This window comes from Aquimarina atlantica (genome assembly GCF_000626715.1).
GTDB classification, from domain to species: Bacteria; Bacteroidota; Bacteroidia; order Flavobacteriales; family Flavobacteriaceae; genus Aquimarina; species Aquimarina atlantica.
Genome location: NZ_AQRA01000019.1, coordinates 17,923 through 32,461, shown reverse-complemented (window position 1 = coordinate 32,461; position 14,539 = coordinate 17,923). Strand labels below are relative to the sequence as shown.

At 31.5% G+C, this 14,539-nt stretch carries 12 protein-coding genes and 1 tRNA gene; 8 read left to right on the top strand and 5 right to left on the bottom strand.

Annotated features, from left to right (window positions below; all coding sequences use genetic code 11):
• From ATO12_RS25210 to ATO12_RS24125, 3 genes are all read right to left on the bottom strand, one after another.
• Nucleotides 1-2,614 (bottom strand): M43 family zinc metalloprotease (locus tag ATO12_RS25210; RefSeq protein WP_240486179.1); only part of this gene is annotated, 2,614 nt, incomplete at its 3' end.
• A gap of 265 nt (nucleotides 2,615-2,879) precedes the next feature.
• Nucleotides 2,880-4,598: a hypothetical protein gene (locus tag ATO12_RS24130; protein ID WP_034247568.1), complete on the bottom strand. Its 1,719-nt coding sequence runs from the start codon at nucleotides 4,596-4,598 to the stop codon at nucleotides 2,880-2,882.
• 424 nt (nucleotides 4,599-5,022) lie between these two features.
• Nucleotides 5,023-6,411 (bottom strand): dipeptidase, encoded by a 1,389-nt coding sequence (locus tag ATO12_RS24125; RefSeq protein ID WP_034247566.1) that lies wholly within the window; start codon nucleotides 6,409-6,411, stop codon nucleotides 5,023-5,025.
• Between the two features lie 78 nt (nucleotides 6,412-6,489).
• On the opposite strand from ATO12_RS24125, the gene ATO12_RS24120 reads away from it, so the two are divergent.
• Together ATO12_RS24120 and ATO12_RS24115 are read left to right on the top strand one after the other, a co-directional pair.
• Entirely contained in the window at nucleotides 6,490-7,179 is a 690-nt protein-coding gene (locus ATO12_RS24120) for an aspartyl/asparaginyl beta-hydroxylase domain-containing protein (RefSeq protein ID WP_034247565.1), read from the top strand.
• 171 nt (nucleotides 7,180-7,350) lie between these two features.
• Nucleotides 7,351-7,435 (top strand) — tRNA-Leu (locus tag ATO12_RS24115).
• Between the two features lie 159 nt (nucleotides 7,436-7,594).
• On the opposite strand, the gene ATO12_RS24110 is transcribed toward ATO12_RS24115, so the two are convergent.
• Together ATO12_RS24110 and ATO12_RS24105 are read right to left on the bottom strand one after the other, a co-directional pair.
• Entirely contained in the window at nucleotides 7,595-8,296 is a 702-nt protein-coding gene (locus ATO12_RS24110) for a LytR/AlgR family response regulator transcription factor (RefSeq protein WP_034247564.1), read from the bottom strand.
• 1 nt (nucleotide 8,297) lies between these two features.
• Nucleotides 8,298-9,068, bottom strand: coding sequence for a sensor histidine kinase (locus ATO12_RS24105; protein WP_034247562.1), 771 nt, complete (start codon nucleotides 9,066-9,068; stop codon nucleotides 8,298-8,300).
• Nucleotides 9,069-9,273: 205 nt separating this feature from the next.
• Between ATO12_RS24105 and ATO12_RS24100 the strand changes: the two genes are divergently transcribed.
• From ATO12_RS24100 to ATO12_RS24075, 6 genes are all read left to right on the top strand, one after another.
• Complete coding sequence (locus ATO12_RS24100) at nucleotides 9,274-10,764, top strand: serine hydrolase domain-containing protein (protein WP_034247560.1); 1,491 nt, start codon at nucleotides 9,274-9,276, stop codon at nucleotides 10,762-10,764.
• 20 nt (nucleotides 10,765-10,784) lie between these two features.
• Complete coding sequence (locus ATO12_RS24095) at nucleotides 10,785-11,849, top strand: alpha/beta hydrolase (protein WP_034247558.1); 1,065 nt, start codon at nucleotides 10,785-10,787, stop codon at nucleotides 11,847-11,849.
• Nucleotides 11,850-11,908: 59 nt separating this feature from the next.
• Nucleotides 11,909-12,361: a GNAT family N-acetyltransferase gene (locus ATO12_RS24090; RefSeq protein ID WP_034247556.1), complete on the top strand. Its 453-nt coding sequence runs from the start codon at nucleotides 11,909-11,911 to the stop codon at nucleotides 12,359-12,361.
• A gap of 8 nt (nucleotides 12,362-12,369) precedes the next feature.
• A complete protein-coding gene (locus ATO12_RS24085) occupies nucleotides 12,370-12,780 on the top strand; it encodes a GNAT family N-acetyltransferase (protein WP_165583455.1) in 411 nt (136 codons plus the stop codon).
• A gap of 9 nt (nucleotides 12,781-12,789) precedes the next feature.
• Nucleotides 12,790-13,587 carry an aminoglycoside N(3)-acetyltransferase gene (locus ATO12_RS24080; protein WP_034247552.1) on the top strand — a complete coding sequence of 266 codons (798 nt, stop codon included), beginning with the start codon at nucleotides 12,790-12,792 and terminating at the stop codon, nucleotides 13,585-13,587.
• A gap of 276 nt (nucleotides 13,588-13,863) precedes the next feature.
• Nucleotides 13,864-14,211, top strand: coding sequence for a hypothetical protein (locus ATO12_RS24075; protein ID WP_034247550.1), 348 nt, complete (start codon nucleotides 13,864-13,866; stop codon nucleotides 14,209-14,211).
• Nucleotides 14,212-14,539 lie beyond the last annotated feature (328 nt).

Below are 14,539 nucleotides of genomic sequence, written 5' to 3'. Positions count from 1 at the left end.
CGCATACTACATCTTTATTATAAGTAACCAATCGTACTGAATTATTGGTGTACCATGCTCCATAATCGCTGTTGTCTCCAACTTCTATTCTAAAGAAATCCCAGGTACTTGAAGAATTTACAGTAATATCATTTACATCTACATACACCACTCCATCATTAGTAGCACAAGGAGTACAAGAACCTCCACAATCTACTCCGGTCTCATCACCATTCTGAATACCATCTGTACAGGTAGGATCAGATCCTCCTCCGGTTCCTACAGTAATAGTATAATCTTCTACTTCTCCATAATCAAAAGATTCACATGCTGTTGGGATACCATTGTATTTCATAGATACTCTCATCCTGGTATTTCCGTTTTTGGCACTAGATGGGATCGTAAAACTACCACTTACAGGAGTGTCCTTTGAAGCTGCTTTACTCCATACCTGCTCATCGGCATCAGCAAAATCTCCATCCTGGTTATAATCTATCCATACAGTATATCCTTCAGAATATACTGTTGATCTCCAGGTTGGAGTAATAGTAATAGTATGAGAAGCTCCTTTAGATAATGTAGTAGATACCGAAGTATAATCTGCATAACCTCCTGTAGAACCAGTAGAAGTATTATCAATTGTTCCTAGTTGTACTCTACCGATATATTCGTCTGATACACTTTTTCCGTTAGAATCACAGTATGTTATCGGCGTACTACAAGGCTCACATGATCCACCACAATCTACTCCCGTTTCATCTCCATTTTGGATACCGTCATTACAGGTAGGGATTGGTTCCAATTCTTTACTTCCTGCCTTAATAGTACCATAAGGCTCTGTACTATATGCATAATCTAATAATGTATATGAGTTTCCACTAGCATTTACCTGAAATCGAAGCCAACCGTGGTATTCTTTGGCATTTTTAATAAATCTAAATCCTGCATACCCAGTTTGCCCATCCCAATTGGTATATGAATTTGTTCTAATCTCATGTAAATCAGGATATGCTCCTCCATCTACCCAATTACTAGTAGTACTAATTGGTGTATCTGCTGGTAAATTTGCAACCCTTTTTGTACTTCCTACAGTAATCATTGCAGCTGTATAGGTTTCAAATTGCAATGCAGGCTGGCCACTTGGATGCCCAGAAGCATTGTAAAATAACCCTCCGTAATTTGTTCCTCCGCCCAAGGATGGAATATTAGCATCTGTAAATGGTTTCCATACCGTAGTGGCATCAACTGTAAGATCACTATTATCTACATAAACTACTTTAAAAGGATCATAAAATGAGAAGTTAAATATTACTTTATCAGAATTTAATGTACTTGTTCCGCCTGAAATAATCGCATTTTTAAGAGTGATTGTACCTGAAGCATTATCTGCAGATCCATGATTATTAGTAGTCCCACTGTATTTTACCCTTAATTTCGTATTGTTTATTACCGTTATACTAGCCGAAAATCCTTGAGGAAGGCTTGATGTAAAATGCGTTCCTTGTGTTAATGTTCCAGAACTTAATGAAAAAGTACCACCTTGTATATCTATATCATAAGAATCATCTACTAAGGTTCCATTATTAGATAATGATTCTTCTACAGTATTATTATTTACTATTAGTGAGGCACCGGTAAGATTTACCCCTGTAGCCACCAGGTTAGCTGGTTGCCATAATGGTTTTCTTGTTGGGTGTTCTAATGCTGCCAGCATTCTATTTACTTGCCCTTGAGTATACATTTTTGCACAACCTGCTGCAGAATCATATCCCATATAATTTTCATAGTTAATCAAATTCCCACAATCACTTGCTCCGACAACACATCCATCATCACCAGAATCCGTATCTTCTTTTGGTGTATCACTAACATAATCTCCATTAGGGTCATCACATCCACCTTCAAAAGTATGTATTAAATTAAGCCAATGTCCGAATTCGTGTGTAAAAACAGATGCAAACTCTTTATTAGTGTTCCCATGCAAGTATCGCCCGTTATATACTACTCTTGCAATATTTGCATCAGACATTGTTGTATTCGGATACCATGCTACTCCAGAATTTGTTGCCACTCCATCACCGTAGAGGTCACCAGTAATATATACATTCATATATTTATAATTATCCCAGGCATCTGCTGCAACAACTGGACTACTATAATTACCCATTCCAGAAGCTACAGGGTGGATAATTACTCCATTGGTACTACCTCCGTTAGGATCAATTTTAGCCAACGCAAATCGTATACTTAGTGTTGATTTACGCCCATCAAAAACGGGATCAATTGAATTAAAATCATCATTGAGTCCGTTAAAATCTTTATTTAACGCATCAAGAGCTCCTTTTATCTTATCATAATCAACCGTCTTCCCGTGTTGAGTAGTACCATATACATGAACCACTACAGGTATAGTATACGTTTCTGCTGCTTTTTGAGAAAAAGCCTTACTCTGAACAAAATTTTTGGTAAACTTATTGAAGTTTTCATATTCGGCTTTTGCTTTAGGATTTGCCGAAAAAATATGCGCATTGGCCTTACTAGCCTCACATCTTTTTGCATCTACCGGTTGCTGCGCCTTAAGCGACGAAACATAGGTAAATAGCATAGCTGCTAAAATAATAATTTTAGTTTTCATAATCGTATTGATTTTGTGTTATAGTTAATAACGAAAATTAAAACTATTGAAGCATTTAGAGTTATACTATTATAACCAAACACTGTACTATGTTACCTGTTTCACATCATTTTAACATTTATACTATCAAAACCATAAGGTTAAAGCATAATTACTGTTGATTTTTAACAAACAAAAGAATATAAATAAGCACCCTATACTAAGGGTGCTTGCTTGTTTTATTAACCTATTAATTATTGATAAACTGAATCAAATTTGTAATAAATCATTGAGAAATAACCGAACTATTACCATTTCCTTCTTGAATTATCGTTACCGATAACGAAGTGCCTTCTTGAGAAGCTGTTAAACTATTAGCATTACCAATTTGTTTTGTATTAAAGCTATTAGAATCTCCGATCTGAGTCGCATATGTAGTGTTAAATGATCCATCTTGAGCAGAAACCATCATATTCGTATTTCCGTGTTGTAACTGAGATAAAAGATTCTCTTCTCCACTAAATTGCATATTGTTTTGTGTAGCTTCCATAATATTAACACCTCCTTTGGATTGAGTTTGAAGAATTGAATTACTATTACCGTACTGAGCTGCAATAGCTCTAGAACCTATATTATCCTGAGTTTGTTCAATAACATTAAATCCTCCTTTTTGTATACTCCATATTTCATTTCCAATCCCATTACTCTGGGCTACTACTGCATTCCTTTCTCCTTCCTGGGTTTGTGTGATCTTAGTATCAATTCCATTTTGTAGTATAGCTGTAGCTTCATTATAGTTTCCTACTTGATCTTGTTGCAGTAAGACTTCAAACTCTTGAGAAGAAGAACTAAATGAGCTATTTACAACCACTTTATTGTCCTCTCCAGTTTGTTTTTGATTAGCCCTAATGTTATAGCCATATATATGTATTGAAGAAGCATCATTTCTTACTCCTTCTTGCTTTTGGGTCACAAAACCTCTACCTCCTATAGTAGCAGAAACATGATTATCTTCTCCTATCTGGTTTTGCGAAATAAAAGAAGGACGTGTCCCAAACTGATCTATTTTATCTTTAGAAGCATAAGCTATATTTCTTATGCCTTCCTGATATTGATCAATTATAGAAAATTCTTGTGGTTCCTGTTGGGCATAAGCTTGATTAAAATCTCCAATCTGATTTTGTGTAATAGAATATCCATTATTCTGGATTGCAGTAGCATTATTGTAATTCCCGTTTTGTGATTGATTAATCGAATTATCTCCTAAACCATGCGGTTGTGATGATTGGTTAGCATCCAAAGTATTTCCTGATCCTTTTTGATCCTGAACAATATTATTTTGGCTAAAATTTCCTTCATCTTGGGTTGCTACTGCACTATTATATTCTCCAGATTGCCGCTGTTCGATACTATATTTATGTCCTAAAAAGAAATTTTGATTTGCAGTGGCCTGATTAAATTCTCCTTCCTGATCTTGTATAATGATTCTTATATTATTTTCGGTATCAGATTGATTAGCTTGTGCTATATTAAAATTTCCTCTCTGTGATTGTACAATACTGTTCTTAAAATTTTCGGCAAATACAAAATCTATAGAAACTCCCTGAAATGCTACTGCTATGTTATGATTACCTATCTGTGTTTGCTGTATTTTGCTTTCTAAAACATATGAATCCTGAATTGCTTCTGCATAATTCGAGTTTCCTAATTGATTTTGGTGTACTACATTGAAATCTCCCAGCTGCATAACATATACATTGTTTTGATCTCCAGTTTGAATTTGGCTAATCATACCATTTCCTTTTGAAGAATCTTGTGTTCCCTGTTCTACTTTTGCTTTGTTAAAATTGCCTTCCTCAGCAATACTTAATACGTTGTTTACTCCTTTTTGAGAAACCTCTATCTCATTTCCTTTTCCGGTTTGATTGATATCTGTAACATTAGTCTGGGCAAAAGTGAATGCCACGCTTAATAAAGTCGAAAAACCTAATACTGTTTTTTTCATCGGAATGTTTATTACTATTAAAAACTGATTTTTAAATGCACATTAATGCCAATAATGCTTACTGTAAAACTTTGAAGAAATAGAAATCAGGGGGTAATTTTACTCTTATAAAAATACAATTAAAAAAAGGCAAAAAAGCAATATATTTTGCATTTTCGATAAGAAGTATACACCTCAATTTTCATGTAGGTTGTTTCACTCATTATATAGAATTAACAGATAAAACCTAAAAGATTTATTCTATCTATATGTTGATTTTAATGAAGTTGTTTTGTGCGTTAGGGATAGTAGTGACATCCTTTTTTGTTATTCTTAAATTTCTAAAAAAAACACTCGATTGATAACAAAAAAGATATAACGAATAGCCCGACCCTGATCAAAAAATCAGGGTAACGCCATTATTATTTTAAGATATATAGAAACTTTACTTACTTAATTCGGTAAAATATTTATAGAAATAAGGAATTGTTTCTATTCCTTTTAAGTAGTTCCATACTCCAAAATGTTCGTTAGGAGAATGTATTGCATCGCTATCTAAACCAAATCCCATTAGGATGGTTTTACTTTTTAATTCTTTTTCGAATAAAGAAACAATAGGAATACTACCCCCGCTACGTTGTGGTATTGGTGTTTTACCAAAGGTGTCCTGGTATGCCTTACTAGCTGCTTTATATCCTGTGTTATCTATTGGAGTCACATACCCCTGCCCGCCATGATGCGGAGTCACTTTTACTGTTACTGCTTCTGGTGCTATGTTTTCAAAATGATTTTTGAACAATTCTGTAATTTCTTCCCAATCTTGATTTGGAACCAAACGCATAGAAATTTTGGCATAGGCTTTACTGGCAATTACTGTCTTTGCTCCTTCTCCTGTATAACCACCCCAGATTCCGTTTACATCTAATGTGGGTCGAATAGAATTACGCTCGTTGGTTGTATATCCTTCTTCTCCATACACTGCACCGATATCTAGTGATTTTTTATAGGCATCAAGAGAAAAAGGTGCTTTTGCCATTTCGGCTCTTTCTTCTGTAGAAAGATTTTCGACTTTATCATAAAACCCAGGAATGGTGATATGATTATTTTCATCGTGCAAAGAAGCAATCATTTTGGTTAATATATTGATTGGATTTGCTACTGCACCACCATATAAACCACTATGTAAATCTCTATTAGGTCCTGTTACTTCGACTTCGACATAACTTAACCCTCTTAACCCGGTAGTAATAGAAGGAACATCTTTGGCTATCATTCCTGTATCACTAATTAAGATTACATCATTAGCTAATTTATCCTGATTACGTTCTACAAACCAACTCAAACTTTTGCTTCCTACCTCTTCTTCTCCTTCGATCATAAATTTTACATTACACGGCAACTGGTTCGTTTTGGTCATAATTTCTAATGCCTTTACATGCATGTACATCTGCCCTTTATCATCACAAGATCCTCTCGCAAAAATGGCTCCTTCGGGGTGGATATCTGTTTTTTTAATTACAGGTTCGAAAGGAGGGCTATCCCATAAATCTATCGGATCTGCTGGTTGTACATCATAGTGCCCATAAACCAATACTGTCGGAAGGTTTTTATCTATAATTTTTTCTCCATATACTATCGGATACCCCGGAGTTTCGCATATTTCTACGGCATCACATCCTGCATCTTTAAGGCTTTTGCTAATTTCTGATGCTGTTTTAATTACATCATCTTTATATGCTGTATCTGCACTAACAGACGGAATTTTAAGTAGCTCGAAAAGCTCATTTATAAATCGATCTTTATGTTCTTGAACGTAAGATTGTATGTTTTGCATGAATCTGAGTTTATTTTCGCCTAAAAGTAGTAAAAATGAAGTAAATTAGTTGTTGTCTATTTAAGTATATCTACTAATATGAATGCATTTTTGAAACTTCCTTTTTTATTTTCTGAAAATCGCCTTCTGAAAGACTTAAAACATTGTCAGTCCTATTCTTTTACTTCTCATTTTAATACCAATGATTATTCTGGTAATTGGAAATCTATTGCGCTTAGATCTCTTAATGGAGATATGAATCAAATTTATGCTCACTCCTCTGGTGCTCATAATTACAAAAATACTCCTCTATTGGATCACTGCCCTTATTTTAAGGAAATAACTGCGCTTTTTGAGTGTGAAAAAGAATCTATTCGTTTACTCAACCTTTCGCCCAACAGTAAAATAAAAGAGCATACAGATCATAATTTAGGATATGAAGATAGAAGTTTTAGAGTTCATATTCCGATCACTACAAATCGGGATGTTCATTTTTATATAGATCATCAAGAAGTAACTATGACCGTTGGCGAATGCTGGTATGGAAATTTTAATCTACCACATCGTGTAGAAAACAATGGTACAACCGATCGTATTCATCTAATTATTGATTGCATTCGTAATAAATGGTCGGATCAATTATTTGCTGAAGTTGGTTATGATTTTGTGGCAGAAAATCAACCTCATCAATATTCTAAAGTAACTAAACTGAGAATGATCGAAGAATTAAAAACCATGAATACTGAAGGATCAAAAACATTGATTGATCACCTAAAATTAGATTTGTAGGGGTTAAAAAAGTGAGGAGATTGTAAAGAAAACATCCTGATTTCTTAAATTGTTAGTTATTACTTTTCATATTCTTCAAAAAAAATAATTTAAGTTCTTTGAGATTTATAAGGAATATGTATATTTGCACTCGCTTTTACAGAAAGTCCTAAGTGTTGTAAAAGTTATAATGCGGGCGTGGTGGAATTGGTAGACACGCTAGACTTAGGATCTAGTGCCGCGAGGTGTGAGAGTTCGAGTCTCTCCGCCCGCACCAAAAAATAAAAGCTTCTCAGAAATGAGAGGCTTTTTTTATGCCTAAAAGCCTAAGCTACTTGCAAGAGACGAGAAGTTTATCCTGAGCCTGGTCGAAGGGAGTCTCTCTGCCCGCACAGCAAAAAAAAATTCTAAAAACCACAAATGATAAATAGAATGGTTAATCGATATGAATCCTTTTTGAAAGATTCATTTTATACGTTCTCCCTATAGGTATTTTGCGATTTTCTATTAAAACATGATTTCCTTCAATTACGTAAACATGTTTCAAATTTATGATAAAGGATTTATGAACTCTTATAAAATTTATTTCGGATAATTTTTGTTCAAAATACAGAAGTGTTTGGTGAGTAATTATCGTCCTATCCTTTGAATAAATTTTGACATAATTTCCAATACTTTCTAAAACGCTAATAGTTTCAACTTTTATATGATGCGTTGTATTATTTTCTTTTACAAATATTGATTCTAATGTTTTAGCATTTTCAGAAAAGTTATTTTGTTCAGAAGTTTTGTCGATAGCAACTTTATTTACGGCTTTCATAAACCTTTCAAAACTAAATGGTTTTAAAAGATAATCAACAATATTTAATTCATATCCTTTAAGTGCATATTCTTCATAAGCTGTAGTTACAATTACTTTGGGAGCATTATTTAGTGTTTTTAAAAAGTCAAGCCCTTTAAACTGTGGCATTTCTATATCTAAAAAAATAAGGTCTATGCTCTTTGATCGCAAAAGTTCTATTGCTTCAAAAGCATTATAAGCTTGTCCAACCAAGCTTAAGCTCGATAGATTTTTTGCATGAGAAATTATAATATCATGTGCTATAGGTTCATCATCAACGATAATATAGTTTAACATTTTATCTTTTATTTATTTGTAAAAACACTTTGTAATTTTTATCATCCCGTTTAACTGAAATAGAATGTTGGTTAGGATAAATTAGTTGTAACCTTTTATTCAAATTTTGTATCCCAACACCTTTATTTTTTCCATCTTGAATAGCCTGTTGCACATAATTATTAACTACACTAAACTGAATTTTTTCTAAACTCTCTAAGAGCTCTATTTTAACATATCCTTTGTTTATTGTTTTTTCAACACCGTGCTTAAATGCGTTTTCAACTAAAATAATAAATAATAAGGGAGCAATTTTTGTTTTTGGGTTAATAATATCCTGAGTAAAAATAATATCTACTTTCTTTTTTAATCTAATTTTTTGTAATGATATATATGCTTTTATATAATTTATTTCGTCTTCAATACTCACAAAATCTTCTCTCCCTTTATAAATGGTATAACGCATCATTTCAGATAGTTTAAGCACCAATTCTGGTGCTTTATCTGATTTATTAATTGTTAATCCATATAAGTTATTTAATGTATTGAAAAAAAAGTGAGGATTTATTTGAGCTTTTAATAATTGTAGTTCAGATACTAATTTTTCTTCTTTTAATTTTTTTTCCCTCTTATTTTGAATGAAAATATCTATAAAAAAGTAGATCGATATTATCAAAACGCTTGAAATAGCCCAAATAATATATTCTATTTCTTCTGATAAGAATACAGGAATACATAATAGTAGTACTACCAAAAAATAAAATACCCAAAATCTTTTTAAGTGCTTTCTCATAAGGAACTACAAAATACTAAATTACCATTTTCTGCCTATTACATTTTTATGAACTACCGTTTACGGCTTATAAACGGCTTAAACGACAATTCAAATAACATTCAGACTCCAAAAAATGCTGTATAAACATTACAAAATGTTATTTAAAAAATAAAATTTTTACGAACCGGTAGTCCATATACATTAGCGAATAAAACAAGTAACAATGAGAAAATTACATTTAATTTTATTATGGCTATTGCCCATATATACTGTAGGTTGTTTAGCACAGGATCAAAATAAAAAAGAAGAATTTGATGAACTTCTAAAGTACTGTTATCAAAACAACATGTTTAACGGAAATGTGTTGGTGATTGGAAAAAACAATGCTATTATTTATGAAAAATCATTTGGATTTAATGGTAAAGATTTAAATACTCCACTAACTTCGGATTCACAGTTTCTTCTGGCCTCATTAAGTAAACAATTTACTGCAATGGGTATTATGATACTCAAAGAAAAAGGGAAATTAAACTATAATGATTTGGTGATTTCGCACTTAAAAGATTTCCCATATAAAAATATCAGCATAAGAAATCTATTAAATCAAACCTCTGGTATACCAGAATATCAAGGTTTTCTTAATAAAAATAAAGAGCAAATACTAAAAAGATTCAAAGAAAAAGGAAAAATTATTACTAACCAAGATGTGTATAATCTAGTAAAAGCCACTAAGCCTAAACTAGAATTTACTCCGGGAGATCACTTTAATTACAGTAACACAAATTATGTGCTATTAGCAATGCTTATTGAACATATAACTAACTCAAGTTATTCAGAATTTATGGATGAACACATTTTTTTGCCATTAAAAATGGATAACAGTTATGTGTATAATGCCAAAAATAATAATGCATCAAAAAACAGAGCTTATGGTTATAAATTAGACATTGATAGAAAGACAATGCTACCAAATGATGTGTTGGTATTTTTTAATACAGTTGGTGATGGAGGTATATACAGCACTACAAAAGATTTATACAGATGGCTCAAGGCATTATCTGACAATACATTAGTCAAAAAAGAAACATTTACAGAAGTATACGAAACCCCAATATTAAAGAATAATAAAAAAGCTCCTTATGGTTTTGGTTGGTTTGTAAAACAACTACCCGTATTATCTTACAAATCACTTACTCATTCTGGTGAATTTGTTGGCTTTTCCAATTCAATATTTTTTGGTAATACCGAAGGAAATAAAATAATCATGTTAAGCAACAATAGCTCTCAGTACAGACCAGAATTAAATCAGTCTTTAACAAAAATCCTTTACGGATTTCCATATGAAATGCCTAAAATTAAAAGTAATGAATTTATTGCTAAACTCATTTATAAAGTTGGTATTGAAAAAGCTATAAAAAAATACAGAGAAGTTCATGAAAATAACGCTAACCAATATGATTATGACGAATCATATCTTAACCGATTAGGTTATCAACTTATAAAAAAAGATAAGTTAAAAGAGGCTATAGAAATCTTTAAACTCAATGTTGAATATTACCCAAATTCGGCAAATGTTTACGATAGCCTAGGAGAAGCCTATCTATTAAATACCGAAAAAGAAGCAGCTTTATTCAACTATAAGAAATCTTTAGAATTAAACCCAGATAATAGAAATGCTGTTAAAGTTATTAAAAGGCTATCTAATACTAATTAACTAAAAACAATTAATAACTAATGAAAGTAGTTAAAAAAATACTCAAGTGGTTAGGCTATCTGATTCTTCTGTGTATAACAGTATTTATAACATTAACATTAATTCCGGAAAAAGAAATAATTACTGCTATAAAAGCAAGAGATAATACTCAATTCTGGAATATGGAAAAAGGATTTAAAATAGCCTATCACTATTTACCTTCCAGAAAGCTATATAATAGTAGCGAAAATAAAGCTCCTGTTGTATTTCTTCATGGTGGGCCGGGTGGTTATGTACACTCAAGCATTATAAAAACATTAGATCAACTAACAGAATTGGGGCATGAAGTTTATTTATATGACCAAAGAGGTTCTGGCCTTTCTGATAGATTAGAAAAGTTTACTGATGTAACATTTAAATCGCATGTTGAAGATTTGAATGAAATCATCACACAAAAGATTAACAAAGGAAAAGTCATACTAATTGGACAATCATTTGGTTGTAATATCATCGTTAGTTATTCTTCCAAATATCCAAAAACTATTGACAGAATTGTTTTCTCTGCTCCAGGGCAAATTTCACCACCTTTAGTAGTTAACAAAAAATACATCGATTTAGATTCAATTTATAAAGTTCCTGATTCTTTAAATTTTATTGAACCATATAATTTTAATAACGATGTAAATAAAGTAGCTTTTAAGCCAAAAGCATTAACAGCTACTACAGGAGCATTGCTTCTCGATAAAAAATTAGTTTCAGATAAACAGATGGATAGAGTCTTAAATACACTCGCCTCAAAATTTACTAAAGGTATGGTCTGTGACACAAAGAATGTTTTGCCAGAAGAAGGTGGTGGAGGTTTTTATGCTTTTATGGCAACCAATAATGATGACGATATAGACCCAATAAGAGAAAAAATTAAAAAGTTAAAAACCCCAATAATAGTATTACAAGGTCAGTGTGATTATATCCCATATAGTGTTGCTTTCGAATATGTGGCACTATATCAAAATAGCCAATATTTTTTTATTAAAAATGCAGGTCATGAAATATGGTGGGAACAACCAGAAGAATTCATAAAAATCATTAAAAATTTTATAGATTAAAATTATTTATCATTTTCCTAATAAAAAGCAAATAATACGTAAAGAATAGTAGAGTATTTATGATACAAATAAAAAATGCAAAACCAGAAGATAGTGAAGTTCTATTTAAGCTAATTAAAGGGTTGGCGATGCATCATCATCAACTACAAAATCTAAAAACTAACCCTGATATGCTTGCCAAAGCACTTGATGATAACAACAACAAGTTTGAAGTTTTATTAGCTTATTACCAAAATGAAATTGCTGGATATTTAAGTTATTACAACAACTATTCTATATGGCTAGGCAAGAATTACTTATATGTAGACGATGTGTTTATTCTAGAGAAATTTAGAAGCAAAAAAATTGGAAAAGCTTTAATGAATAGAATAAAGGAAATTGGAAAACATTTAGAAATTGATTCTATTCGATGGGAAGTTGAGGTTGATAATACTAGAGCAATTAAATTTTATACAAATTTAGGTGCTGATCTATATAATAAAGGAATTTTTAAGTGGAACATAAGTAAGTAGAAATGTATTTGAAAAATATTGTAATTAAAAAAAATCAATTGAGTGCCGAAGAGTATCAATTCTTTAGACAGGCCGTAGGTTGGAGTTATATAGAAAAATCTGTAGTCGAAAAATCCCTTAACAATGAGTTGTTTTCTGTATGTATTTATCAAAACCACAAGATTACGGCTATGGGTAGAGTTGTTGGAGATGGTGCTATATATTTCTACATACAAGATATTATGGTTTTACCACAATATCACAACATGGGTTTTGGAAATTTAATTATGAAAGAAATAGAGCAATATTTAACGTTAAACACTTCATCAAATTCATTTATTGGCTTAATAGCGGCTAATGGGGTGAAGGGTTTTTATGAAAAATTTGGTTACAAAGCTAGAGAGGTAAACGCACCTGGTATGTTTAAAACTATTAAATAAAGATTTGAAATGAAACCCATAAAATTCAATAACACAACTCCTATATCAAAAAAAGATGTATTGAATGATTTAAAAAAAATTGGCATAACAGAAGGAGTCAATATTATGGTTCATTCATCATTAAGCAAAATAGGATGGGTTATTGGTGGTGCGTATACTGTAGTCGAAGCTTTAGTAGAATTAATCGGTGAAAAAGGAACACTAGTAATGCCAGCTGCAACACCATATTGTTTGCATCCTACACAATGGGGTGATGATAACATTCCAAAAAAGTGGTCTACAAAAATTGCCAAAAACTTACCCCTATTTAATATCAAGAATACACCTACTACAATGGGAGCTATTCCAGAAACATTTAGAAATTGGAATGGTTCATTACGCAGCAATCATCCTATTAGTTCTGTTTCTGCAAGAGGTGCCATGGCAAAAGATATTGTTGAAGAACATAATCTGGTATTATCAGAAAGCATAAACACACCCTATGAAAAAATATATAATAATGACTTTAAAATCTTATTGTTAGGCGTTGGTTTCAATAGATGTACCATGTTACATTTTGGAGAATCTTTATCAAATAATCCCAGACTTACAAAAAGTAAATATCAAATTATAGAAGATAACCGTAAAAAATGGGTAGAAATCGCAGATATGGCTAATGATAATAGTACCTATTTCCCACAAATCGGAAAAGAGTTTTTAGAATTAAAGAGAGTTCGTGTTGGTAAAATCGGAAGTGCAGAGTCTATGTTATTTTCTACAAAAGAATTGGTTGATTTTTCTATACAATATTTTAATCAAAAAATATAAACAATGAAAAGGGTATATTTTACTTTAATACTTGTATTTCTTCAGATGGAAAGTATTTATTCTTTAGTAGATATAATGAAGAAGGTGAGCTATCAAATATTTGTTGGGTAAGTGCTGAAGTTATTAATAAAGTAAAACCTAAAGCATATTAAACAATAGCAAAAAAATTAGAACATAGTTTACCTCTACCTTTAAAGTATTTTTTGTTGCATTTATTAGTGACTTTATTTATCTTTTGGTGTCTCAATATATATAACAATAAAACCATATTATAAAATGAAAAAGGTTCTTTTAATTTTAATAGTAGTATTGACAGCTAGTTTTACCTCTATAAATAATAATGATATTGTAGAAGCACAGGTAACCTATAGTGGACAATCTGATAAAGCGTATTATTTTACGAATAAGAATACAGGAAAAGTACTCGAATTTACTTTTGTAAGTAAAAAAGCGATATCTAAGTATGATTTAAGCACAAAACAACTTACAGGAAAAGAGTTTATCATTACTTATGAAATTGATAATATAGAAATTGTAAGCAAGGATACACAAGTGAAGCAATACAAGAAACGTTTAATTCTTGTCGATATAAAGATGACAGAAAGCAAAGTAGTTGATAACTAACAAAATATTAGGTGAGAGAGTTTGAATCATCTCATTCATACAAAACAAACAAAAAGCCTGTAAATTGCTAATTTACAGGCTTTTTGTTTTTACCTAAATCTCTCATTTATATCTTTATCCATACTTTATATTTTTTTAATTATGAAGTAAAAAATGAGCTTATTACTAGTGTATGGTTTGTAAGAGAATGATGCATTAAGGCTAAAACTCTCCACATCAAAAGATATGGAGAGTCGACATTAACACTATGGTTATTAAACAAAAAACACACTTTATTATTTTAATAAAGTATACTCTGATTTGTTATTCCTGTACTCCAATTAGGATC

Excerpts from the sequence above, each read along its gene's own strand:
- ATO12_RS24130 (WP_034247568.1), bottom strand. The coding sequence starts at position 4,598 with ATGAAAAAAACAGTATTAGGTTTTTCGACTTTATTAAGCGTGGCATTC.
- ATO12_RS24125 (WP_034247566.1), bottom strand. The coding sequence starts at position 6,411 with ATGCAAAACATACAATCTTACGTTCAAGAACATAAAGATCGATTTATA.
- ATO12_RS24120 (WP_034247565.1), top strand. The coding sequence starts at position 6,490 with ATGAATGCATTTTTGAAACTTCCTTTTTTATTTTCTGAAAATCGCCTT.
- ATO12_RS24110 (WP_034247564.1), bottom strand. The coding sequence starts at position 8,296 with ATGTTAAACTATATTATCGTTGATGATGAACCTATAGCACATGATATT.
- ATO12_RS24105 (WP_034247562.1), bottom strand. The coding sequence starts at position 9,068 with ATGAGAAAGCACTTAAAAAGATTTTGGGTATTTTATTTTTTGGTAGTA.
- ATO12_RS24100 (WP_034247560.1), top strand. The coding sequence starts at position 9,274 with ATGAGAAAATTACATTTAATTTTATTATGGCTATTGCCCATATATACT.
- ATO12_RS24095 (WP_034247558.1), top strand. The coding sequence starts at position 10,785 with ATGAAAGTAGTTAAAAAAATACTCAAGTGGTTAGGCTATCTGATTCTT.
- ATO12_RS24090 (WP_034247556.1), top strand. The coding sequence starts at position 11,909 with ATGATACAAATAAAAAATGCAAAACCAGAAGATAGTGAAGTTCTATTT.
- ATO12_RS24080 (WP_034247552.1), top strand. The coding sequence starts at position 12,790 with ATGAAACCCATAAAATTCAATAACACAACTCCTATATCAAAAAAAGAT.
- ATO12_RS24075 (WP_034247550.1), top strand. The coding sequence starts at position 13,864 with ATGAAAAAGGTTCTTTTAATTTTAATAGTAGTATTGACAGCTAGTTTT.